The 21,791-nt window shown below is 72.5% G+C and carries 22 protein-coding genes; 13 read left to right on the forward strand and 9 right to left on the reverse strand.

The window, feature by feature from the left end; genetic code table 11:
• Nucleotides 1–17: 17 nt before the first annotated feature.
• From AC27L3_RS14745 to AC27L3_RS14770, 6 genes are all read left to right on the forward strand, one after another.
• Nucleotides 18–179, forward strand: a complete 162-nt coding sequence (locus tag AC27L3_RS14745) for a Flp family type IVb pilin (protein ID WP_487234472.1) — start codon at nt 18–20, stop codon at nt 177–179.
• A complete protein-coding gene (locus tag AC27L3_RS14750; protein WP_487234618.1) occupies nt 176–859 on the forward strand; it encodes a pilus assembly protein TadG-related protein in 684 nt (227 codons plus the stop codon). The genes AC27L3_RS14745 and AC27L3_RS14750 overlap by 4 nt, the downstream gene beginning before the upstream one ends.
• A gap of 67 nt (nt 860–926) precedes the next feature.
• Nucleotides 927–1,487, forward strand: a complete 561-nt coding sequence (locus AC27L3_RS14755; protein WP_487234473.1) for a hypothetical protein — start codon at nt 927–929, stop codon at nt 1,485–1,487.
• 1 nt (nt 1,488) lies between these two features.
• Entirely contained in the window at nt 1,489–2,112 is a 624-nt protein-coding gene (locus tag AC27L3_RS14760; RefSeq protein ID WP_487234474.1) for an OmpA family protein, read from the forward strand.
• 71 nt (nt 2,113–2,183) lie between these two features.
• Nucleotides 2,184–3,767: a S53 family peptidase gene (locus AC27L3_RS14765; protein WP_487234475.1), complete on the forward strand. Its 1,584-nt coding sequence runs from the start codon at nt 2,184–2,186 to the stop codon at nt 3,765–3,767.
• A gap of 10 nt (nt 3,768–3,777) precedes the next feature.
• Entirely contained in the window at nt 3,778–4,821 is a 1,044-nt protein-coding gene (locus AC27L3_RS14770) for a hypothetical protein (RefSeq protein WP_487234476.1), read from the forward strand.
• 54 nt (nt 4,822–4,875) lie between these two features.
• Here AC27L3_RS14770 and AC27L3_RS14775 read toward each other — a convergent pair whose 3' ends face one another.
• Nucleotides 4,876–5,148 carry a hypothetical protein gene (locus AC27L3_RS14775; RefSeq protein WP_487234477.1) on the reverse strand — a complete coding sequence of 91 codons (273 nt, stop codon included), beginning with the start codon at nt 5,146–5,148 and terminating at the stop codon, nt 4,876–4,878.
• Nucleotides 5,149–5,437: 289 nt separating this feature from the next.
• Between AC27L3_RS14775 and AC27L3_RS14780 the strand changes: the two genes are divergently transcribed.
• The gene (locus tag AC27L3_RS14780) at nt 5,438–6,697 is read left to right on the forward strand and encodes a hypothetical protein (RefSeq protein ID WP_487234478.1); all 1,260 of its coding nucleotides are present in this window, start codon (nt 5,438–5,440) and stop codon (nt 6,695–6,697) included.
• Between the two features lie 41 nt (nt 6,698–6,738).
• On the opposite strand, the gene AC27L3_RS14785 is transcribed toward AC27L3_RS14780, so the two are convergent.
• Nucleotides 6,739–7,875: an amidase domain-containing protein gene (locus AC27L3_RS14785; protein ID WP_487234479.1), complete on the reverse strand. Its 1,137-nt coding sequence runs from the start codon at nt 7,873–7,875 to the stop codon at nt 6,739–6,741.
• Nucleotides 7,876–8,055: 180 nt separating this feature from the next.
• Entirely contained in the window at nt 8,056–8,532 is a 477-nt protein-coding gene (locus AC27L3_RS14790) for a DUF192 domain-containing protein (RefSeq protein ID WP_487234480.1), read from the reverse strand.
• Nucleotides 8,533–8,600: 68 nt separating this feature from the next.
• Between AC27L3_RS14790 and AC27L3_RS14795 the strand changes: the two genes are divergently transcribed.
• Nucleotides 8,601–9,320 (forward strand): prepilin peptidase, encoded by a 720-nt coding sequence (locus AC27L3_RS14795; protein WP_487234481.1) that lies wholly within the window; start codon nt 8,601–8,603, stop codon nt 9,318–9,320.
• Nucleotides 9,321–9,769: 449 nt separating this feature from the next.
• Here the strand turns inward: AC27L3_RS14795 and mgrA are convergent, their stop codons facing one another.
• Nucleotides 9,770–10,807: an L-glyceraldehyde 3-phosphate reductase gene (mgrA, locus tag AC27L3_RS14800; RefSeq protein ID WP_487234482.1), complete on the reverse strand. Its 1,038-nt coding sequence runs from the start codon at nt 10,805–10,807 to the stop codon at nt 9,770–9,772.
• Nucleotides 10,808–10,917: 110 nt separating this feature from the next.
• Here mgrA and AC27L3_RS14805 point away from each other — a divergent pair, with 110 nt between their 5' ends.
• The 4 genes from AC27L3_RS14805 to AC27L3_RS14820 all read left to right on the forward strand — a co-directional run bounded on the left by AC27L3_RS14805 (nt 10,918) and on the right by AC27L3_RS14820 (nt 15,964).
• Nucleotides 10,918–11,679: an isoprenyl transferase gene (locus AC27L3_RS14805; RefSeq protein WP_487234483.1), complete on the forward strand. Its 762-nt coding sequence runs from the start codon at nt 10,918–10,920 to the stop codon at nt 11,677–11,679.
• Between the two features lie 413 nt (nt 11,680–12,092).
• The gene (gene phoH2, locus AC27L3_RS14810) at nt 12,093–13,415 is read left to right on the forward strand and encodes an RNA 5'-3' helicase PhoH2 (RefSeq protein WP_487234484.1); all 1,323 of its coding nucleotides are present in this window, start codon (nt 12,093–12,095) and stop codon (nt 13,413–13,415) included.
• A gap of 403 nt (nt 13,416–13,818) precedes the next feature.
• Nucleotides 13,819–14,529 carry an aggregation-promoting factor C-terminal-like domain-containing protein gene (locus tag AC27L3_RS14815; RefSeq protein ID WP_487234485.1) on the forward strand — a complete coding sequence of 237 codons (711 nt, stop codon included), beginning with the start codon at nt 13,819–13,821 and terminating at the stop codon, nt 14,527–14,529.
• Between the two features lie 124 nt (nt 14,530–14,653).
• A complete protein-coding gene (locus AC27L3_RS14820; RefSeq protein ID WP_487234486.1) occupies nt 14,654–15,964 on the forward strand; it encodes an AI-2E family transporter in 1,311 nt (436 codons plus the stop codon).
• Between the two features lie 55 nt (nt 15,965–16,019).
• Here AC27L3_RS14820 and AC27L3_RS14825 read toward each other — a convergent pair whose 3' ends face one another.
• Nucleotides 16,020–16,553, reverse strand: coding sequence for an alkyl hydroperoxide reductase (locus tag AC27L3_RS14825; RefSeq protein WP_365966795.1), 534 nt, complete (start codon nt 16,551–16,553; stop codon nt 16,020–16,022).
• An 11-nt stretch (nt 16,554–16,564) separates the two neighbouring features.
• Nucleotides 16,565–17,119: a peroxiredoxin gene (locus AC27L3_RS14830; protein ID WP_344436679.1), complete on the reverse strand. Its 555-nt coding sequence runs from the start codon at nt 17,117–17,119 to the stop codon at nt 16,565–16,567.
• A gap of 132 nt (nt 17,120–17,251) precedes the next feature.
• Here AC27L3_RS14830 and AC27L3_RS14835 point away from each other — a divergent pair, with 132 nt between their 5' ends.
• Nucleotides 17,252–18,214: a hydrogen peroxide-inducible genes activator gene (locus AC27L3_RS14835; protein ID WP_487234487.1), complete on the forward strand. Its 963-nt coding sequence runs from the start codon at nt 17,252–17,254 to the stop codon at nt 18,212–18,214.
• A 27-nt stretch (nt 18,215–18,241) separates the two neighbouring features.
• On the opposite strand, the gene AC27L3_RS14840 is transcribed toward AC27L3_RS14835, so the two are convergent.
• Genes AC27L3_RS14840 through AC27L3_RS14850 form a run of 3 tightly spaced genes read right to left on the reverse strand, consistent with a single transcriptional unit; the run spans nt 18,242 to nt 21,767 of the window.
• On the reverse strand, nt 18,242–20,557 hold the full coding sequence (locus tag AC27L3_RS14840) for an FtsX-like permease family protein (protein ID WP_487234488.1): 2,316 nt from the start codon (nt 20,555–20,557) through the stop codon (nt 18,242–18,244).
• Entirely contained in the window at nt 20,554–21,243 is a 690-nt protein-coding gene (locus tag AC27L3_RS14845) for an ABC transporter ATP-binding protein (RefSeq protein ID WP_487234489.1), read from the reverse strand. Before AC27L3_RS14845 ends, AC27L3_RS14840 begins: the two co-directional genes overlap by 4 nt.
• Complete coding sequence (locus AC27L3_RS14850; RefSeq protein ID WP_487234490.1) at nt 21,240–21,767, reverse strand: PadR family transcriptional regulator; 528 nt, start codon at nt 21,765–21,767, stop codon at nt 21,240–21,242. Before AC27L3_RS14850 ends, AC27L3_RS14845 begins: the two co-directional genes overlap by 4 nt.
• Between the last annotated feature and the right edge of the window lie 24 nt (nt 21,768–21,791).

Genomic DNA, 21,791 nt, shown 5'->3' on the forward strand with positions numbered 1-21,791 from the left:
CTCCCGAGGAGGGAATCATGAGGGGCAACCGCCGGCGTCAGGACCGGGGCCAGACGTCGATCGAGTACCTCGGCATCATCGCGGTGGTCGTGGCGATCATCCTGGTGCTGACCACCACCGACTTCGGCACGATGATCGCGACTGCGATCACCAACCAGATCAGCAAGATCACCGGCTGAGTGCCGGGCCCCGTCCGCACCGCGACGCGGGCCAGGCGTTCCCCCTCTACATCACCGCCGTGGCGGCCCTGCTCCTCCTCGCCCTGGCCTTCTACGCCGTCGGCCGGGCCGGGGCGCTGCGCAACAGCGCCCAGACCGCGGCCGACGCCGCCGCCCTGGCGGCCGCCCAGGACTACCGGGACCAGCTGCGCACCGGATTCCTCGCCGCGCTGGGCGCCGGCACCGGCTGGGCCGACTGGCTGGCCGGCCGGGGCGCGCGGGACGGCCAGGCGTGCGCGGCGGCCGACACGTACGCGGGCGCCAACGGCGCGCGCCCCGGCATCAGCTGCGGGCCCGGCACCACACCCGGCTCGTTCACCGTCACCGTGACCTCGCAGCGCACCGTGGGGGACTCCGTCGTCCCCGGTACGCAGGCGCGGCACGCGACGGCGACGGCCGAGGCGGTGGTGGAGCCGCGTTGCACGGCGGCACCCGCCCCCACGCCCACCGCTTCCGCGCCGGCGTCCCCGTCCCCATCCCCTTCCCCTTCCCCGACGGCATCCCCCGCGCCGCCGGCACCCGGCGCGGGCGGCGGCGCGGTGCGGCTGCTGTGCGACGGCAGGGTGCTCGTCGTCGGCCCCCGGCAGCCCCCGGCGGCCGTGCGGGCCGCGGACCTGTTCACCGTGCGCCTCACCGAATGATCCGGGCCGGGTCGACGTGCGCGCCGAACGAGCCGAACGACCAGCGACCAGCAAAGGACCAGCGACCATGACCTCGCGGATCGCCGGAGCAGCAGCCCTCGTGACAGTGACGGCAACAGCCCTCGCCCTCGCCGGATGCGCAGGCGGGGACGACGCAGGGAAGAAGAACATCGACCTGCAGTCGGCCGGCAGACCCAGCACCGGCGCCGGAGCCGCGCCCACCCCCGCCCCCACCGCCGTGCTCGGCGAACTCAAGGGGCCCGAAGGGGTGGTGGTCACCCTCACCTCCGCCGTCCGCGACAAGGGCGGCTTCCTCACCGTGGGCGGCACGGTGACCAACCGGGGCACCAAGCCCTACACGCCCGTCGCCTGGCGCTCGAAGGAGACGGAGATCAAGTCGCAGTCCTCCGTCTCCGGGGCGTCCCTCGTCGACCCGGCCGGCCGCAAGCGCTACCTCGTCCTGCGCGACACCGACGGCGAGTGCCTGTGCACCACCGGCCTCGTCGGCATCCGGCCGGGCGAGAGCCGCGCGGTCTACGCCCAGTTCCCCGCCCCGCCGGCCGCCGTCACCGAAGTGGACTTCCAGCTGCCGACCATGCCGTCCGTCCGCATCAGGATCTCGGGGTGAGATGGCCGTGCCGACGCACACCCACGCCCGTACGGCGGTGCTCACCGCCGCGACCGTCCTCGCGCTGTCCGCACCCCCGGCCGCCGCACCCGCCGTCGCGGCCGGGCCGGGCACCGCGCCCGGGGCCGCCGCGCCCGTCCGCATCGACCCCACCGCCCCCGGCCTGAAGCTGCGCCGCGGCGCCCGCCTCGCCCCGGGCCGCGTCCTCGACGTCACCTCGGTCGTCGAGACGGACGACGGCGGCGAGCGCCGGGTGGACACCAACACCGACGTCACCTTCGCCCTGCAGGCCGAGGTGCTCTTCGAGAAGGACAGCTCCGGCCTCGGCCCGGCGGCCGTCTCCCGGATCCGTACGGTCGCCGACGAGGCCCGCCGCCAGCACGCCAGGACCGTGCGCGTCTTCGGCTTCACCGACGACCTGGGCTCGACGGACCACGGCATCGCCCTGTCCAAGGAACGCGCCAACGCGGTGCAGCGCGAACTGGCCAAGGACCTCGGCTCCTCCGCCGTCCACTACGAGATCCGCGGCTACGGCGAGCAGTACCCCATCGCCGACAACGCCACCGAGGAGGGACGCCGCAAGAACCGCCGGGTGGAGATCACCTTCCCCCGCGGCGGAGGCTGAGCCCGGACCGCGGTGACCTGCCCTTTTCATCCTGAGTTGTAGCCCTTTGCCGCAGCGCAAACACTGAAATCATGACCAGGAACGACATGATCGGCCTCCCCGACAGCACCCGCGCCCCGATCCCGGACGCGCGCCCCCTCGGGCCGGTCGACGATTCCGAGCAGATCGAGGTCACCCTCACGCTGCGGCGCCGCGCCGGGGTGCCCGCCGGTCTCGTCCAGGGGCCGCAGACCGTCTCGCGGGACGAACTGGCCGAACGCTACGGCGCCGACCCCGCCGACGTGGACCTCGTCCGGCGCACCGCCGAGCAGCACGGGCTGCAAATGGTGGACGCCCCGCACCCCCGCCAGGTCAAGCTCAAGGGCCCCCTCGCTCGGATCCGCCAGGTGGTGGACCCCGGGGCGATGGAACGCGTCGAGAGCCCCGACCCGGCGACCGGCGGCCGCGCCGAGCACCGCCAGCGCGAGGGCGAGCTGCGCATCCTGCCCGAGTGGGAGAACGTCGTGGTCGGCGTGCAGGGCCTGGACGACCGGCCGCAGGTCCGCCCCCACTTCCGGCGCCGGCGGGCGGCCGCGCCCGCCTCCGCGCCCACCTCCTACGCCCCGTCCGACCTGGCCCGCGTCTACGACTTCCCGCAGGGGACGGACGGCACCGGGCGCACCCTGGCGCTCCTGGAGTTCGGCGGCGGGGCGCGGCAGCACGACCTCGACGCGTACTTCGCCGGCCTGGGCATCAGTCCCGTCCCCACCGTCGTCCCCGCCGGCGTCGGCGGTGCCGAAAACGCCCCCGACGGTGACCCCGACGGGCCCGACGGAGAAGTGATGCTCGACATCGAGGTGGCCGGCGCCCTCGCCCCCGGGGCCCGACAGGTGGTCTACTTCGCCCCGAACAGCGCCCAGGGCTTCGTCGACGCCCTGGCCACCGCCGTCGCCGCGGACCCCACCCCCGCGGCGGTCAGCATCAGCTGGGGCGCCATGGACGGGAACTGGACCGCCCAGGCCAGGAACCTCTTCGACGAGGCACTGGTCGACGCCGCCGCCCTGGGCGTGTCCGTCTTCGCCGCCTCGGGCGACGACGCCAGCACCGACGGCGCGCCCGACGGCAGGCCGCACACCGACTTCCCCGCGTCCAGCCCGCATGTCGTCGCCTGCGGCGGCACCCGCCTGGACGCCGACCCCGTGCACGGCACCATACGGTCCGAGACGGTGTGGCACACCGACGGCCAGGGCACCGGGGGCGGGGTGAGCCATGCGTTCCGGCTGCCGACCTGGCAGTCCCAGGCCGGGGTGCCGACCGTGCCCGGCCACCCCGCCGGACGGGGCGTGCCGGACGTCTCCGCCGCCGCCGATCCCGACACCGGCTACCAGGTCCTCGTCGACGGTCAGCGGCAGGTCGTCGGTGGGACGAGCGCGGTGGCACCGCTGTGGGCGGCCCTCGCCTGCCGGCTCTCCGAGGCCCTGGGACGTCCGCTCGGCCTGTTGCAGCCCCTGCTGTACCCGGGCGCGATCCCCGGGCACACGGCTCCGGGCTTCCGCGACATCACCCAGGGCGACAACGGCCACTTCACCGCGACGAGCGGCTGGGACGCCTGCACCGGCCTCGGCACCCCGAACGGCACCGAACTCCTCGACCGGCTGCGGGCCGTCCCGGCCTGAGGGGCCCGCCATGTCCTCGTCCCCGCCCTCGCCCCCGCCGTCGCCCCGGTTGGACCCGGACGGCGCAGGCGACGTCGCCGCCAAGGGAAGCCCGCAGGCGTGGCGGCAGCGCGTCAGCGCCCACATCGCCCATCTCCAGGCGCAGATGGACCGGATCACCGCGCAACCGCTCGGTCCCGGGGACGATGCGCTCGCGAAGAAGGCCAACGCGCATCTGGCGGCGGCGCGAAACGCCGTCGACGACCGTCCCCGGTCCACGAAGAGTGCGACGGTCGACCGGATCTTTTCGAACATCCACAAGGCCGAGGTGAAGATCGTGCGCCTCGTCCCGAGGGACGAACTGCGCTGGTACGGCATGGTCGTGCTCGCCCAGGCGCGTCAGCACCTCGGCGCCGAGGACCCTCGGCTGAGAGCCCTCGAAAGCGAGCTGAAGACCTCCAACAACCAACTCGGCCCGCACCTGAGGGAGCTGGCCATCACCACGCTCCTGGCGGCGCACGACGCCGAGGAGACGGAGCGCGCCCGGGTGCGCAGCTTCCGCAACATCCTGCTGATTTCGGTGATGGCGACCGGCCTGATCGCGGCCCTGTTCGTCGTCTGGGGGTACGCCGCACCGCACGTCGTCCCCCGCAACCTGTGCTTCGAACAGCCGCCCACCCCGGACAACCTGCACCCCGCCGTCGCCTGCCCCGTCGGACCCCACGCCTCCGGGCGCGACGTCCTGCTCGTGGAGCTGTCGGGCCTCGGCGCCGCGGCCCTGGCCGGGGCCATCTCGCTGCGGGACATCCAGGGCACGACCACGCCCTATTCCGTTCCCGTGATGCTGATCCTGCTCAGACTTCCCGTCGGCGCCCTGGCCGCGCTCTTCGGCATCTTCCTGATCCACGGCGGCGTCGTCCCCGGCCTGACGGCCCTGGACAACGGCCCGCAGATCGTCGCGTGGGCGGTCATCTTCGGCGTCCTGCAGGAGTCGGTGACCCGGTTGATCGATCGGCAGGGGAAGAAGGTCCTCGACAGCGCGCGCGACTCCACGCGCGGGGTCGAGGGAAAGTGAAACCGCTCCGGCCTCCCGTACGAAGGCCGGAGCGGTGTGTCATCCGGAAGGTGCTTACCCGAAGGGGCCGCTGGTGTTGCGGTCGGCGGCCTCGCACTGGTGGATGCGCTTCTCGATCTGGGTGGCGCGGTCGAGGGTGCGGCGGGCGGCCTCGCGCTGGCCCTGGCTCTTCTGGCGGGCGGCCTCGCGCTTGAGCGTGTCGGCCTCCTTGTGCAGCTTGGCGACGTCGCAGGTCATGCCGGCGGCCTGGGCGGCCGGGGCGACGGTGGCGGCGACGCCACCGGCGAGGGCGACGGCGAGAACAATGGCGGTCATGCGGCGACGCATGGTCGCTCCTTTCGAATTGCCGATCAGTTCCAGCCATAGCCGTGGCTGGAACTGATCGGTAACCGTACAGGAACCGCAATGCCGTTGAGGACGCGGTACCCCCGCTTCCGGTTCCAATCGGCGGACCGAACAGGCGATTTCGGTTCCATCGGGCATCGGACGTCCCGCACGTCGCCCAACTCGCCCCGCCCGACCGGGGCGTACGCTCGCGCGCCCGTCCCCCGCGCGGCAGGATGGGGCCTGCGCGGCGACGGGGGACGGCAGGGGAGCGCGGTGAGGGAGGCGGGAGATGAGGGGCCGGCTCGTCGGGGCGGCGACGGCGTTCGGGGTGGCGGCAGTGCTCCACGCGGGAACGGCAGGCGCACAGGCCGCCGAGGGACCGGCCGCCTACCGGCCGGCCGCCGGGGCGAGCCCGGTGCGGGGGGCCACCGGCGCCGGCGGGGACGCCCCCGTGCTCGCGCCGGACCCGGCGGCGTACACCGACAGCATCGCCCCCGGTGAGACCCGTTCCTACGGCGTGGAACTGGACGACCGCGCCAGCGCGTACGTCTCCGCCGTCGCCGTGCCCCGGCCCGGCAGCCGGATGGGCCTGCGGGACGGCATCGACGTGTCCCTGCTGGCGCCCGACGGCACCGCCTGCGGCGGTGTGCGGCACCGCTCCTTCGCCTCGGCCGGCGGCGCGTACCCGCTGGCCGACTCCGCCGAGCGCGTGGTGAGGACGGCGGGCGGGGCGTGCGCCACGGCCGGTACGTACCGCTTCGTGATCCGGCGCGGCGACGCGACGGGCGGCGACGCCGCGCCCGTCCAGCTGGAGCTCAAGTACACCGCCGGGCCCCCGCGGCACACGACCGCCGCCGCGCTGCCGAGCGCGCCCGGCGGCTGGAGTTCGCAGCCGCCGTCGCCGCGGCCGACGGGCCGTGCCCGCACGGTGCGCGGCGGCACGGGCTTCGACGACGCCGCCGAGATCGGCCCCGGGGCGTGGCAGGACAGGATCCGGCCGGGCGAGACGCGTTTCTACCGGGTGCGGGTCGACGCCGGCGAACAGCTCTTCGCGGACGCCGCATTCGGGACGGGCGCGGCGGCCCCCGGCCCGTACGTCGTCGGCGGGCTGCGGGTCGGCCTGAACAACCCCGGGCGCGGCCACGTCATGAACCGCACCGGCAGTTACCAGGGCCGGCCGGCCACCGTCTCCCTGGCCACGCCCCCGGCCGCGAACGACGACGGTGACGGCGGGGAGGCGGCCCGCGGGATGAGCCTGCCCGGCTGGTACTACCTGCAGGTGAGCGTGAGCCCCAAGGTCCGCGAGGACGGGGGAGTGCCGGTCGCGCTCGCCGTGTCGGTGGCCGGCGCGCGGCCGGCCGTCGCCCTGGGCGGCGGCGCGGGCGGCGGGGGCCGGCAGGTCACCGGCGTGGAGCCGGTGGCGGCGGCAGGGGCGGCGCGGCGCGGCGAGCGGCTGCGGATCCTCGGCTACGCGGGCATCGGCACGGGCAGCGCCCTGCTCATCGGGCTCGGCGCATGGAGCCTGGCGGCGCGCCGCCGGGACGAGTGAGCGGTGGGCCCGGCCGGACCCACCGCAGGAAGGGGCACCGGTCAGGTGCGGTACGCGAAGTAGGCCGCGTCGGGGTTGGAGGCGATGATGCTCGCCACCGACTTCCGGAAGGTGTTGGTGGAGTGGTACGTCACGTACGGCACGCCCATGCGGCTGCGGTAGGTGACGATCATCGAGTGGTCCTTGGACCCGTCGCGGTCGAAGTCCATCTGCAGGATGTCACCGACGTCCATCTGGTAGACGTTCTGCAGGTTGGTCGCGCGCTTCTGCGACAGGGTGAACCACGACCACTCGTTGGCGCCGACCCAGGAGGTGCTCAGGCTCCGGTTCGAGGAGTTGTACCACCACTTGGTGTAGTCGGAGTCCGAGCCCGGCACGTCCTTCCAGCCGCCGGCCTTCAGGGCCTGGCTGATGAAGTTCGTGCAGTCGCCGCCGCCCTTGTTGAAGCTCGGGTAGGCGGGGTTGTACCGGCTCCAGTACTTCTCCGCATAGGCCGCCATGGCCTTGTAGTCGTAACCGCCGGCCTTCTGCGTCTTGGGCGCCGGGCGGGCCGGCCAGGTGATGGCGGCCGGGGTCGCCTTGGGGTAGCCGTCGCCGTCGGTCGCGGGCGCCGGAGTCGTCACCGGCTGGTTGACGGCGCGCGGGCCCTCGTCCTTGGCGCGGATGGTCGACAGCTCCCAGCTGCCCTTCGAACCGCGGGTGAACGTCAGCTCGTGGTGGGCCTGGAAGCCGGTGGTCGTCGGCTCGTCGCCGCGCACCTTCTTGTACGTCAGGACCGTGGTCTCGGTGACCTGGGCGGTGGCCGTGCGGCCCTTGACCCGGACGCCGTCCGTGCTGACCTTGGTCTCCGCGTTGCTGTAGACCTCGCCCAGCTGCGCCAGGACCTTCTTGCGGTCGCGCAGCGAGGTCAGGCCGGAGTTCTCGGTGCGGGCCAGGCCCGAGGCCACGCGCACCTTCTTGTCGTGCAGATCGCCCGGTCTGGTGACCCGGCGGCCGTCGAGGAGGGCCGCGGTGCGCTCGTTCAGCACCGCGTCGGCGAGGCGGCCGAAGGAATCGGTCGTCGCCCTGTCCACCGTGTTGTTGTCCTGTGCACCGATGGCCGTGGACGGCAGCAGAACACCCGCGGCGGCCACGGTGAGTCCTGCTCCGATAACGGATATGAGCGTCTTTCGCTTCACGAAGTTTCCTCTTGTCAAACCGGCCTGGGCTGACCGGTGAGTCGGAATCTTCGCACGAAGTTTCGTCATATTGAATGCGTGCCGGAATCCCGGACCGAAGGCGAAGCCAATCTGATATAGCGGTCGGTGGGCGGCGGATGACGTTTTGTCCGGGTGTTTCGTGGTGTTGACCCGCGACTGTCACGATCTTGTTCCGGTTGTGTTCCTGTCCTGTTCCTGTGCCCCCTCCCCGGGGGCGGACTCCAGCCGGTCGCCCGGCCGCAGACCCCAGGCGTTCATCGCCCCGGCCGCGGCCTCCAGCACCATGCGCGCCCGCAGGCGCGGCAGGCCGATGCGGCCCGGCGGCATGGTGCGCACGGCGAGAACGGTGAAGTCCCGGCGCAGGTAGGCCACGTCGATGGGGAAGCGCATGCCCAGGGTGTGCACCCCGCAGGCGGGGACGAGCAGCAGCCCGCCCTCCACCCCGTCCCGCCCGAGGAGCCCGCGGGTGCGCGACCGCGCCGAGGCGGCCACCTCGACCCGCACCGTCACACCCGAGGCGGGCAGACGCAGTTGGGCGAAGCCGTCCTGCGCCAAGCCGCCCTGTGCCAGGCCGTTCCGCGTCGAGCCGTTCTGCGTCGAGCCGTCCTGTGTCGAACCGTGCCGCCGGCGAGCCATGGCCAGAGGGTAGCCGGAGTTTTCCACAGGCCCGGACGGGATGCGCCGAACGTGCGTAATCTCGCGGCATGTACTCGCTGTTGATCGCCGTGTGCGGTGTGTACGGGGCGCTGGCCGGCGCCCTGGTGACACGGGCGCGGTACCGGCTGGCCGTGGCGCCGGAGGAGCCGTGGCGCACGGCCGCGCCCTGCGGCCATGCCCTGACGGGCTGGCTGGGCCCGGCCCGCTGCACCGTGTGCGGCGGGCGGTACGGGCCGGGCGCGCCGTGGTCCGCCGCCGCGACGGGAGCGGCGTGCGCGGCGCTGGCCGCCGCGGCCGGGGCGCGGCCGGAGCTCGGGGTGTGGCTGCTGGCCGCACCGGTGGGAGTGGTGCTGGCGGGCGTCGACTGGTCGGTGCGCCGGCTGCCGGACGTCCTCACGCTGCCGCTGGCGGCGGGCGTGGTGCTGCTGCTCGGCGTCGCCGCCCTGATACCGGGCGCGGCCGGTTCCTGGCCGCGGGCCCTGCTGGGCGGAGCCGTGCTGGGCGGGGGATATCTGGTGCTGTTCCTGCTGCATCCGGCGGGCATGGGCTTCGGCGACGTCAAGCTCGCCGTGGGCCTGGGCTGCGTGCTGGGCTGGTACGGCTGGGGTGCCCTGCTCGCGGGTGCCTTCGCGGGCCTGCTGCTCGGCGCCCTCTACGGCAATGCCCTGCGCCTGGCGGGCCGCGCGGCGCGCGGCGCCGTGATCCCGCTGGGGCCGTTCCTGATCGCCGGCGCGTGGGTGGGGGTGCTGCTGAAGGCCGGGGGGTGAGGTCATGGACGCGCCCGCGGCCCGCGCCGCGCCCGTACGTGCCGCCATCCGGGTGTGATGTCGGCTACGTTCTCGCCATGATCACGTCCAAAATGCGGAATGGCGTCAAGCGGATGATGACTTTGCAAGACATTTTCGGCTGACACGCCGGGCGTCTTTGAACAACGCGCCAGGATGGCCGGTTCTACGCCGTAGGCCCAGTACTGAAGGGTCCCCGGGCCTTCGGCAGGGTCCCGCGCGGAGGCGTATTCAAGATCGAATAGGGGGCTCCGGGTCAGCGCGCCACGGATTGTCACCCCCCTCGATGCACCGAACACGGCCCCGGACCGGTTATGGTGGAAACCCCCCCTCGGGCCGGTCCGTATCCCCCCCACGGACCGGCCCGTTTTTCTTTCCCCCTGGTCACTCTCCGTGACGGGTCGTGCGTAAGCCCGATCCGGGGCTCCGGGTCAGCCCCGCTGGGCCCAGATGTTGACGCCCTCGGCACTCACGGCCAGGGCATCGATTTCGGCCAGTTCTTCCTTGGACAGCGGCGCCCCGCCCAGCGCGGCCACGTTCGCCTCCAGCTGGGCCACGCTGGAGGCCCCCGTCAGGGCCGAGGTCATCCGCTCGTCCCGCAGCACCCAGCTCAGCGCCAGCTGCGCCAGCGTCTGGCCCCGGCGCTGCGCGATCGCGTTCAGCCCGCGCAGCCGCTCCACGACCTGGCCGGTCAGCAGCGCCGGGTCCAGCGAGGTGCCCCTGGAGGCACGCGAGCCCTCCGGGACGCCCTGGAGGTACTTGTCGGTGAGCAGGCCCTGCGCCAGCGGCGCGAAGGCGATGCAGCCCATCCCCTCGTCCTCCAGCGTGTCGAGGAGCGCGTCGTCCTCGGTCCACCGGTTGATCATCGAGTAGGAGGGCTGGTGGATCAGCGCGGGTACGCCCATGTCGCGCAGCAGCCGCGCCGCCTCGCGCGTCTGCTCGGCGTTGTAGGAGGACACCCCCACGTACAACGCCTTGCCCTGGTGCACCGCGGACGCCAGCGCGCCCATCGTCTCCTCGAGCGGCGTGTGCGGGTCGAAACGGTGCGAATAGAAGATGTCGACGTAGTCCAGACCCATCCGGCGCAACGAGGCGTCCAGCGACGACAACAAGTACTTGCGGGAGCCCCACTCGCCGTACGGGCCGGGGTGCATGAGGTAGCCGGCCTTCGTCGAGATGACGAGTTCATCCCGGTAGGGCCGGAAATCCTGCTCCAGCAGCTTGCCGAAGTTCTGCTCGGCCGAGCCCGGCGGCGGCCCGTAATTGTTGGCCAGATCGAAGTGAGTGACCCCCAGGTCGAAGGCGCGGCGCAGGATCGCCCGCTGCGAGTCGAGGGTGCGGTCGTCGCCGAAGTTGTGCCACAGTCCCAGGGAGATCGCGGGCAGCTTGAGCCCGCTGCGGCCGGTGCGCCGGTACTCCATGGAGTCGTAGCGCGCCGGGGCCGCCCGGTAGAGCGAGGGATCGGTCATGTGCACCTGACTATCACGGTCTTGTGACAGGGCTAGTTGGGTCCTCGCGACACGCTGGCAGTAGGGTGGCGCCCTCGGGGCGACCGCCGTGGCATGGAGGGGCAGGAAGAGTGAAGTTGCGCGACCTGGTGTACAGGCTTTACGCACGCCGGGTGGAGGGCCGCCTCGACCATGCCCAGGTGCCCAAGCACATCGGCGTCATCCTCGACGGCAACCGCCGCTGGGCGCGCGCGGACGGCCGGACGACCGTGCAGGGCCACCAGGCCGGCGCGGACAAGATCTCCGAGCTGCTCGGCTGGTGCGCGGAGACCGACGTCGAGGTCGTCACCCTCTGGATGCTCTCCACGGACAACCTCGACCGTCCGGCCGAGGAGCTCAGGCCGCTGCTCGCCATCATCGAGAACACCGTGCGCGGCCTCGCCGCCGACGGCCGCTGGCGCGTGCACCACGTGGGCAACCTCGACCTGCTGCCGGGGCGTACGCAGCAGGTGCTCAAGGAGGCCGAGCAGGACACGCTCGACCGCAAGGGGATACTCGTCAACGTCGCCGTCGGCTACGGCGGCCGGCAGGAGATCGCCGACGCGGTGCGCTCGCTGATCCTGGAGGCGGCGGAGAGCGGCACCTCCTTCGAGGAACTGGCCGACATGGTCGACATCGACCACATCACCAAGCACCTCTACACCAAGGGTCAGCCCGACCCCGACCTCATCATCCGTACCAGCGGTGAACAGCGGCTGTCCGGCTTCATGCTCTGGCAGAGCGCCCACTCCGAGTACTACTTCTGCGAAGTGTTCTGGCCCGCCTTCCGCAAGGTCGACTTCCTCCGGGCCCTGCGCGACTACGCGGCCCGCCACCGCCGGTACGGCTACTAGGAGCCGTCCGCACGGCGCCCCTTCGGGGCGCCCCGTCAGGGGCACGGGGCGACGCAGCGGCGGGGCGCCGTTGGGCGAACGGGAGTGCGGGCAACGGGGGGTCGATCGTTCACCTGCTCGTCGCATATGCCGTTGCATGGTCACGCGAAGGAGCGGGAATATCCCCTGCAGGCCGGCGGTCTTCAGCGGGACCGTCGCTCTGCCAGCGGGTGGCATGGGGCCGCCCGCCCGGGAGGCCCTTTGCACCAGGACGACGCCCGTGGGCACCGAGCGGCGCCAGGCGCCCGCACGGCCGACGCGGCGGGCCGGAGGTCCGGCAACCCTGGCAGGGCCGGCACCCGGTCCGTTCCCCGCGCCCCCGCGCCTCACGCCGGCGGCGCGTCTCACCTCTGCACGAGGGGGTACGTCCACCCGTGGTGACCAGCAAGAAGCGCCGTGATGGCGACCGGCGCACCTTCGTCCTCGACACCAGCGTCCTGCTGGCCGACCCAGGAGCCATGACCCGCTTCGAGGAGCACGAGGTCGTGCTGCCCGTGGTGGTGGTCACGGAGTTGGAGGCCAAGCGGCACCATCCGGAGCTCGGTTACTTCGCCCGCAAGGCGCTGCGCCTGCTGGACGACTACCGGGTGCAGCACGGGCGGCTGGACGCGCCCGTGCCGATCGGTGAGCTGGGCGGCTCGCTGCGCGTCGAGCTGAACCACTCGGATCCCGGCATACTGCCCGCCGGTTTCCGCCTCGGCGACAACGACACGCGCATCCTCGCGGTCGCCCGCAACCTGCAGGCCGAGGGCTACGACGTCACCGTCGTCTCCAAGGACCTGCCGCTGCGGATCAAGGCGTCGGCGGTGGGGCTGCTGGCGGAGGAGTACCGGGCGGAGCTGGCCGTCACCGACTCCGGCTGGACGGGCATGGCGGAGCTGACCGTCACCTCCGAGCAGGTCGACGAACTCTTCGCCGCCGAGCGGGTGTCCGTGCCCGAGGCGGCGGAACTGCCCGTGCACACCGGGCTCGTCCTGCAGTCCGACCGGGGCAGCGCGCTGGGCCGGGTGACGGCCGACGGCGCGGTGCGGCTGGTGCGCGGCGACCGCGAGGCGTTCGGCATCCACGGCCGCAGCGCCGAGCAGCGCGTGGCGCTGGATCTGTTGCTGGACCCGGAGGTCGGCATCGTCTCGATGGGCGGCCGGGCCGGTACGGGCAAGTCGGCGCTGGCCCTGTGCGCGGGGCTGGAGGCGGTCCTGGAGCGGCGGCAGCACCGCAAGGTGATGGTCTTCCGTCCGCTGTACGCGGTGGGCGGCCAGGAGTTGGGCTACCTGCCCGGCACCGAGGCCGAGAAGATGAGCCCGTGGGCGCAGGCGGTCTTCGACACCCTCTCGGCGGTGACGACGGCGGAGGTCATCGAGGAGGTGGTGGGCCGCGGGATGCTCGAAGTGCTGCCGCTGACCCACATCCGGGGCCGCTCGCTGCACGACGCGTTCGTCATCGTGGACGAGGCCCAGTCGCTGGAGCGGAACGTGCTGCTGACGGTGCTCTCGCGCATCGGGGCCAACTCCCGGGTCGTTCTCACCCATGACGTGGCACAGCGGGACAATCTGCGGGTCGGGCGGTACGACGGTGTGGTCGCCGTGGTCGAGAAGCTGAAGGGGCATCCCCTGTTCTCGCATGTGACGCTCACGCGTTCGGAGCGGTCGCCGATCGCGGCGATGGTGACCGAAATGCTGGAGGACGGCCGCATCTAGCGGGATCCGTTCCCGGGTCGGCGCGCGGCGGGCGGAGCAGCCTAGCCGCGCGTCGTCGTGTGCCGCGGCTCTTTCCGTGAATCGGTCGGGATAAACGAGGTGTGAGCTTTCCCACGTACCCAAGAATTGCTTCGCGGCGTGTCGTTCGGGCAGAGTCTGGTTCCTGTCAGGCCCCGCATACGGCACTTGGGCCCCTGAAGGGGGCTCGCGTATCACACACAACTGAAGAACGTCGCCGTATGCCGCCCGAGCACTGAGCGGACCTCCCTCGCGGAGGGCCCACCGGGTCAGTGCCTCCTGTGACCGGCCGGCCCTTCGGGGTCCGGTGCTTTCGGAGGCCAGCGCCAGGGGCACGATCGCGTCCGCGAGGTCACCTATGCGGGCGATGCTGGAAGGAAACCGTGTGAGCCGGATTTCGGTCCGGGGATTCGCCGTGGCATCCGCCACCGCGGTCACCACCGTTGGCGCCGTTGTCGGTGTCGCCGCGGGACACGACCAGGGTACGACCGACCGGGTCGAGGCCACCGCCGCGGACACCACTGTTCTCGCGGGCATTCCCGTCGCGCAGAACGTCCAGGCGCAGTCCGCTTCCCTCACGCAGCAGGCCGAGTCGCAGACCGAGGCCGCCGACGCCGCCGCCAAGAAGGAAGCCGAGGAGGCCGCGCGCAAGCAGGCCGCCGAGGACGCCACCGCCAAGAAGGAAGAGGCGGAGAAGAAGGCGAAGCAGGAGGCGGAGGAGAAGGCCGCCAAGCGCGACCAGGAGGACATCGCCAGCCGTTCCGCGGCGCGCGACGCGTCCTCGTTCGCGGTCAAGGGCTCCTACTCCGTCGCCGAGGTCCAGGCGATGGCCCGGCAGATGGTCCCGGGCGACCAGTTCCAGTGCTTCAGCAACATCGTGAACAACGAGAGCACCTGGGACTACACGGCCACCAACGCCTCCTCCGGCGCGTACGGCCTGGTGCAGGCGCTGCCCGGCACCAAGATGGCCTCGGCGGGCGCCGACTGGCGCACCAACCCGGCCACCCAGATCAAGTGGGGCCTGAGCTACATGAACGAGCGCTACGGCAGCCCGTGCGGCGCCTGGTCGTTCTGGCAGGCCAACCAGTGGTACTAGGTCCTTCCGGACCCCGCTGACCGTGACGAGACCCCGACCGGTACCGGTCGGGGTCTCGTCGTCGTACGGGCCAGGTAACGTCTCAGCAGGGATGGCCACGGGGGAGTGGGGTAGAGGAAGAAGAATGTCCAGATTGCCACGATGGGTGGGCGGGCTGGGAGCGGGTCTGACACGGCTCGCCGAACGGCTCGAAACCCGCAGGGCCGCCACCGAGTCCGGCGCGGAACCCGGGCCCGTACCCACGCCTGCCCGCGAAACGGCGCCCGAACCCACCGGACCGCAGCCTCTCGCCGCGGCCCCGGCCGAGCCCGCCGCGGCCCCGGCCGTACGGTCCGAGGCCGCCCGGCCCGACCCGGTCACGGCCGTCCCCTGGGGCATCCGTGTCGCGGCCGAGGTCGGCTGGCGGTTGCTGATTCTCGCGGGCACCCTGTATGTGCTGATGCGCGTGATCAGCGCGGTACGGCTGGTGGTGCTGGCCTTCGTGGCCGGTCTGCTCATCACCGCCCTGCTGCAGCCCACCGTGGGCGCGCTCAAGCGGCGCGGCGTCCCGCGCGGCCTGGCCACGGCCATGACCTTCGTCTCCGGCTTCGTGGTGATGGGGCTGGTCGGCTGGTTCGTGGCCTGGCAGGTGACGGAGAACCTCGACGACCTGTCGCAGCAGGTGCAGCACGGCATCACCGAGCTCAAGCGCTGGCTGCTCAACAGCCCGTTCCACGTCACGCAGGACCAGATCAACAACATCGCCGACAAGCTGAGCGAGGCCATCGGCACCAACACCAAGGACATCACCTCGGCGGGCATAGAGGGCGTCCAGGTGATCATCGAGGTGCTCACGGGCATCCTGCTCGCGATGTTCTCGACGCTCTTCCTGCTCTACGACGGCCCGCGCATCTGGCAGTGGCTGCTCAAGCTGGTGCCGGCCGCCGCCCGCGAGGGCGTGGCGGGTGCCGGCCCGCGGGCGTGGACGACGCTGACCGCCTATGTGCGGGGCACGGTGATAGTGGCCCTGATCGACGCGATCTTCATCGGCATCGGGCTATTCTTCCTGAACGTGCCCATGGCCGTGCCGCTGGCCGTGTTCATCTTCCTGTTCGCCTTCGTGCCGCTGGTCGGCGCGGTGGTCTCCGGCGCGCTGGCGGTCGTGGTGGCGCTCGTCACCCGCGACGTCTTCACGGCGATGATGGTGCTCGTGGTCGTCCTCGCGGTGCAGCAGATCGAGGGCCACGTCCTGCAGCCGTTCATCCTCGGCCGCGCGGTGCGCGTGCACCCGCTGGCGGTCGTCCTCACCGTCGCCGCCGGCTCGATGATCGCCGGCATCGGCGGCGCGGTCGTCTCCGTGCCCCTGGTGGCGGTGACCAACACGGTCGTCGGCTATCTGCGCGCGTACGCGCGGGAGAACGCGGTCGGCGCTCCGCCGGGACCCGGCGAGAAGTGAACGACGAAGCGGGCCCCCGACCGATGGTCGGGGGCCCGCTTCCTTGCGACCGCAATCAGCCGTTCAGCACGGCTTCCGCGTCCAGCGTGGCGCCGACGGCCTGGAGGACGGCGGCGATCTTGAACGCTTCCTGGATCGTCTCCCGGTCGACACCGGCCTTGCGGAGCACCTGCTCGTGCGAGTCGAGGCACATGCCGCAGCCGTTGATGGCGGAGACCGCCAGGGACCACAGCTCGAAGTCGACCTTCTCCACGCCCGGGTTGCCGATGACGTTCATCCGCAGGCCGGCCCGCAGGTTGCCGTACTCCGGGTCCGACAGCAGGTGCCGGGTCCGGTAGTAGACGTTGTTCATCGCCATGATGGCGGCGGCGGCCTTGGCGGCCTCGTAGGCCTCCGGGGAGAGGTGGGTCTTGGCCTCCGGCTCCAGCTCGCGCAGCACGATCGGCGAGCGGGTCGCGATCGCGCAGGAGAGCACGGTGCCCCACAGCTGCTGCTGGGGCAGGTTGGAGTTGCCGATGACCGAGCCGAGGTTCAGCTTCAGGTCCTTGGCGTAGCCCGGTATCGCGGACTTCAGTTCATCGAGGGCCATGGAGGATCAGCTCACTCGCCGGCGAGGAGCTTGACCGCGTCGAGGGTCTCCTCGCCCTTGGACCAGTTGCAGGGGCACAGCTCGTCGGTCTGCAGGGCGTCGAGGACCCGCAGGACCTCCTTGGGGTTACGGCCCACGGAACCGGCGGTCACCATGACGAACTGGATCTCGTTGTTCGGGTCGACGATGAAGACGGCGCGCTGGGCGTAGCCGTCCTCGCCCTCGACGCCGCAGCCGCGCATGAGCTCGTGCTTGGCGTCGGCGAGCATCGGGAAGGGCAGGTCGCGCAGGTCCTTGTGGTCCTTGCGCCAGGCGTGGTGGACGAACTCCGAGTCGCCGGAGACGCCGAGGATCTGGGCGTCACGGTCGGCGAACTCCTCGTTCAGCTGGCCGAACGCGGCGATCTCGGTCGGGCAGACGAAGGTGAAGTCCTTCGGCCAGAAGAAAACGACCTTCCACTTGCCCTCGTAGGTCTTGTGGTCGATCTGCGCGAAGGCCTTGTCGGCCTCGAGCGAGACACAGGCGGTCAGGTCGAACTCGGGGAACTTGTCACCGACAGTGAGCACGCGCTCTCCTTGCAACGAAGGAAACCCACTGATTCGGGGGTTTCCTGCGGGTTGGACAAGAACACAGTGCCACAGGAGGCATTGATAGGGGAAATAGGTAGACTGGGTGGTGTTGATTGGAGGTGGTTATCAGTGACGTCGCCGGCCTCGTCCATAGCCCCCGGACGCCCCCGCCAGCCCAGCCTCGCCCAGCTGCGCGCCTTCGCCGCCGTGGCCGAGCACCTGCACTTCAGGGACGCCGCCACGGCCATCGGCATGAGCCAGCCCGCGCTCTCCAGTGCCGTCTCCACCCTTGAGGAGACCCTCGGGATTCAGCTTCTCGAGCGTACGACGCGCAAGGTGCTGCTCAGCCCTGCGGGTGAGCGGCTCGCCGTCCGGGCCCGCGCCGTCCTGGAGGCGGTCGGCTCCTTCATGGAGGAGGCGGAAGCCGCCCGCGCCCCCTTCACCGGCGTCCTGCGCCTGGGCGTCATCCCCACCGTCGCGCCGTACCTGCTGCCCACCGTGCTGCGCCTGGTCCACGACCGCTACCCGCAGCTGGACCTGCAGGTCCACGAGGAGCAGACCGGCTCCCTGCTCGACGGGCTCGCCCAAGGCCGGCTCGACCTGCTGCTGCTCGCCGTGCCGCTCGGCATGTCCTGGATCACCGAACTCCCCCTCTTCGACGAGGACTTCGTCCTGGTCGCCCCGCACGACCACTGGCTGGCCGGGCGCGACGACATTCCCCGCGAGGCCCTGCGCGAGCTGGACCTGCTGCTGCTCGACGAGGGCCACTGCCTGCGCGACCAGGCCCTGGACGTGTGCCGGGAGGCCGGCCGCACCGAAGGGGTCGCCGCGACGACCAGCGCCGCCGGGCTCTCCACGCTCGTCCAGCTGGTCGGCGGCGGGCTCGGGGTGACCCTGCTGCCCGCCACGGCCCTGCAGGTGGAGACCGGCCGCAGCGAACGGCTCGCCACCGGCCACTTCGCCGACCCCGCGCCCTCGCGCCGGATCGCCCTGGCGATGCGCACGGGGGCCGCCCGCCAGGGCGAGTTCGAGGAGTTCGCCGCCGCCCTGCGCACGGAGCTGCGCCGACTGCCGGTACGGATCGTGAACTGAGGCGGCGCTGCTCGGCGCTGTCCGGCGCTATTCGGCTCGCAGGCCGTCCGGGCGCATCATCCGCCACAGTGCCGGCAGTGCGGCGAGCGTGACGAGGGCGACCACGCCCAGGCCCGCCCCCACGATCGGCACGAAGCCGAACCAGTCGGCCACCCGCAGCGGCGTCATCGTCATGACCAGCCGGCCCAGCCCCAGCCCGACGGCCACGGCCGGCACCATGCCGAGGACCACCGGCACCGCCGTCTGCCACACGACCGACCACGCCACGACCGACCGGCTGGTGCCGAAGGCCGCGAGGACCGACAGCGCCGACCTGCGCTCGCCGAGCTGCTCGACGGTGGCCAGCGTCAGGCTCGCCGCGATCAGGGCGAGCGTGAGGGCGGTTCCGGCGGGCAGCAGCCGCAGCAGCGAGATGTAGTCGGAGTCGCGCAGGCCGGACACGGTGCCGGTGTCGATGACGAGCGCGGCCGGATCGATTGCGGCGACGGTGTTGCGGACGCGCTCGACGGCGTCCGGCACCCCGGGGTCCAGCCGGACGGTGATCCTGGCCTGGGCATCGCGTACGTCGGTCCGTACGGCCGACGGCGTGGCGAGGATGCCGGTGACCGCGTACCCGAGTCCGTCCGGGGCCTGCGGGTCGACGACGCGGGCCGACGCGGGGACGGTCCAGGGCTCCCCGCCGCTCCCGCCGTGGCGCACGGTCACCTCCATGCCGGGGCGGACGGAGAAGGGCCGGGTGCCGGGGCGTTCGGTGACCAGGAAGACGTCGCCGTCGCGGCACGCGCCGACCTTGGCGAGGACGCGGGCGCTGTCGCAGTCGGCGATCGTCATGCGGCCGTACCCCTTGGTGCCCACGGTGTCGACGGTCGTGGTGACGTGGCCCGCCACCGCGCGGACGCCTTCGAGGCCCCGGAACCGGTCCGCGAACGACCGCGTCCGCTCGACCGTCCCCGGGCCCGTCGACACGTACACGCTCCTTGCCGCAGCACTGCCCCCGGACGTGGTCTCCACGGCGCGGGCGCCGTCGAGGACCATCTGCACGGACACCGCACCGGCCACGGCGACGAGGATCCCGGCGACGGCGCGCGAGGCCGGGCCGCTGTCCAGCTGCAGCCGGCGCACGGCGAGCTGCCACGCCGGCGACCCGCCCTGCAGATGGCCGACGACCGCCTGCACCAGCCAGGGCAGCAGGGCCGTGACCCCGAGCAGGACCAGCACGGCCGCGGCCGGCACCAGCAGCCACTTGTAGCCCGCGACGTACAGGTCGAGCACGTTCGTGGCGATACCCACCAGCAGGGCCAGGCCCGTCAGCGGCAGCAGCGGCCGCCACCACAGCCGGCGCCGGCGCGGCGCGCCCCGCACCACGCCCAGCGGCTCGATGGCCACGTCCCGCAGCGCGAACAGCGACACGGCGACCGTCACCAGCGGTACGGCGACGGCGATCGCGACGGCGGAGGAGAGGGAGGGCAGGAGGTCGGCGGGGAAGATCCCGACCCTGTCGAGGCGCACCGACGGGCCGCCCCGGCGCAGCAGGAGGAACAGACCCGCACCGACGACCAGCCCGAACAGCGCACCGGCCAGTGCCTCGCCCGCCGCCACCCGGCGCGTCGCGCGGCTGTCCGCCCCCAGCAGGCGCAGCGCGGCCAGCCGCCGGTCGCGGCGCTCGCCGCCGAAGCGGGCGGCGGTGGCGATCAGCACGCCGACCGGCAGCAGGACGACGGCACAGGCCAGGCCGCCGAGGAGCTTGAGGTCGTCGTTCGGCGGGGGGACGGCGCGGTCGTGACCGAAGGAGTCGATCCGGTGCGGGTCGGTGGGCAGGTAGGAGTGGACGGCCAGTTTGTCGCTGCCCGCGTAATAGAGGAGCTCGTCGGGGCCGACGAGACCCTCGGCGGCGATCGTCCCGGTGACGCGGTGCGGCAGCCGCTCGCGCAGCAGCGCGCCGGCGGGGGAGTCCAGGAGGTCCTTCAGGGCGGGGGAGACCACCATCTCGCCGGGCCGCGGCAACGCCGTCACCCCCGGCGGCACGGGGGCCTTCGGGCCCTCCGGGCGTACGAGGCCGCCCTCGATCCGCCGCCCGTGATACTCGGTGTCGGTCTCCTGGATCAGCATCGTCCGCGCGCCCGGCTCGGTGAGCGGTGCGCTCGCCCCGCCGTGGCGGGCCACCTGGCGCGCCTCGCGGGCGTCCACCGCCTCGGGCAGCGCGGCCAGCACGAGGAGTAACGCCACGCCGATGCCGACGCCGGCCGCTGTCAGCGCCGTGCGCAGCCACCCGGCGCGGCCGCCGGTGACGGCGAAGCGGGCGCCCATGGCCAGGTCGCGCGCGAAGGTGCGCAGGAAGGTCATCGCAGCGCCCCCGCCATGTCCCGGATGCGGCCGTCGCGCACGACGACCTCGCGGTCGGAGTAGGCGGCCACGCGGGCGTCGTGCGTGACCAGCACGACGGCCGCCCGGGAGGCCCGGGCCGCATCGGTCAGCAGCTGCATCACGCGCTCGCTGTTGAGCGAGTCCAGGGCGCCCGTCGGCTCGTCCGCGAAGATCACGGCCGGCTCGGTGACCAGGGCGCGGGCCACGGCCACGCGCTGCGCCTGACCGCCCGATATCTCCGCGGGGCGCTTGCGCTCCACGCCGGCCACTTCGAGGGCCTGGAGCCACTCGGTGGCCCTGCGCTCCGCCGCGCGGCGTCCCACGCCGTTCAGGCGCAGCGGCATCGCGACGTTCTCGGCGCAGGTCAGCTCGGGGACGAGCCGGCCGAACTGGAAGACGAACCCGAAGTCGGTGCGGCGCAGCGCACTGCGCTCGGCGTCCGGCATCGCCGTCAGCTCCCGGCCCGCGTAGTGGACGGTGCCGGCGTCCGGGCGCACGATGCCGGCCAGGCAGTGCAGCAGCGTCGACTTGCCGGAACCGGAGGGGCCCATGACGGCCACGACCTCGCCGGGGTGCACGGAGAACTCCGCGTCGTCCAGGGCGCGGGTCAGGCCGTACGCCTTGTGCAGGCCGGTGGCGGCCAGCAGCGAACCGGCGGGCGTCACGGGTGCACCACCGTGTCGGCGAGCCGGTCCAGGCGGGCGGCGGTGATCTCCAGCCAGCGCAGGTCGGCCTCCAGGTGGAACAGGGCGTGATCGCAGATCAGCTGGTCGGCGAGGTCCCCCTCGCGCTTGCGCTGCGTCAGCTCGCGCATCAGCCGCAGGTGCTCCGCGCGCTGCGCGTCGAGCACGCCGGTGGCGTCGCGGCCGGTCATCAGGGCGAGGACGACCTTGGTGTAGAGGGTCGACTGCAGATACGGCTCGGGCTTCTCGGGCCGCTCCAGCCACGAGGCGACGTCGGTGACGCCGGCGTCGGTGATGGCGTAGCGCTTGCGGTCGGGCCCGTCGCCCTGCTCGATGCCGTCGACCTCGACCAGGCCGTTCTTCAGCAGACGGGACATGGTGGCGTAGACCTGGCCGTAGTGGAGCGGGCGGTCGTGGCCGAAGCGCTCGTCGAAGGCGCGCTTGAGGTCGTAGCCGTGGCGGGGGCCGGCCTCCAGGAGGCCGAGCAGGGTGTGTCCGATTGACATGAGCCGGACTCTACATCGTGTGTA

Source organism: Streptomyces sp. PKA51, from assembly GCF_057552455.1.

Coding starts and splice junctions, on each gene's coding strand:
- AC27L3_RS14745 (WP_487234472.1), top strand. CDS start 18: ATGAGGGGCAACCGCCGGCGTCAGGACCGGGGCCAGACGTCGATCGAG.
- AC27L3_RS14755 (WP_487234473.1), top strand. CDS start 927: ATGACCTCGCGGATCGCCGGAGCAGCAGCCCTCGTGACAGTGACGGCA.
- AC27L3_RS14760 (WP_487234474.1), top strand. CDS start 1,489: ATGGCCGTGCCGACGCACACCCACGCCCGTACGGCGGTGCTCACCGCC.
- AC27L3_RS14765 (WP_487234475.1), top strand. CDS start 2,184: ATGACCAGGAACGACATGATCGGCCTCCCCGACAGCACCCGCGCCCCG.
- AC27L3_RS14770 (WP_487234476.1), top strand. CDS start 3,778: ATGTCCTCGTCCCCGCCCTCGCCCCCGCCGTCGCCCCGGTTGGACCCG.
- AC27L3_RS14775 (WP_487234477.1), bottom strand. CDS start 5,148: ATGCGTCGCCGCATGACCGCCATTGTTCTCGCCGTCGCCCTCGCCGGT.
- AC27L3_RS14780 (WP_487234478.1), top strand. CDS start 5,438: ATGAGGGGCCGGCTCGTCGGGGCGGCGACGGCGTTCGGGGTGGCGGCA.
- AC27L3_RS14790 (WP_487234480.1), bottom strand. CDS start 8,532: ATGGCTCGCCGGCGGCACGGTTCGACACAGGACGGCTCGACGCAGAAC.
- AC27L3_RS14795 (WP_487234481.1), top strand. CDS start 8,601: ATGTACTCGCTGTTGATCGCCGTGTGCGGTGTGTACGGGGCGCTGGCC.
- mgrA (WP_487234482.1), bottom strand. CDS start 10,807: ATGACCGATCCCTCGCTCTACCGGGCGGCCCCGGCGCGCTACGACTCC.
- AC27L3_RS14820 (WP_487234486.1), top strand. CDS start 14,654: ATGTCCAGATTGCCACGATGGGTGGGCGGGCTGGGAGCGGGTCTGACA.
- AC27L3_RS14825 (WP_365966795.1), bottom strand. CDS start 16,553: ATGGCCCTCGATGAACTGAAGTCCGCGATACCGGGCTACGCCAAGGAC.
- AC27L3_RS14840 (WP_487234488.1), bottom strand. CDS start 20,557: ATGACCTTCCTGCGCACCTTCGCGCGCGACCTGGCCATGGGCGCCCGC.
- AC27L3_RS14850 (WP_487234490.1), bottom strand. CDS start 21,767: ATGTCAATCGGACACACCCTGCTCGGCCTCCTGGAGGCCGGCCCCCGC.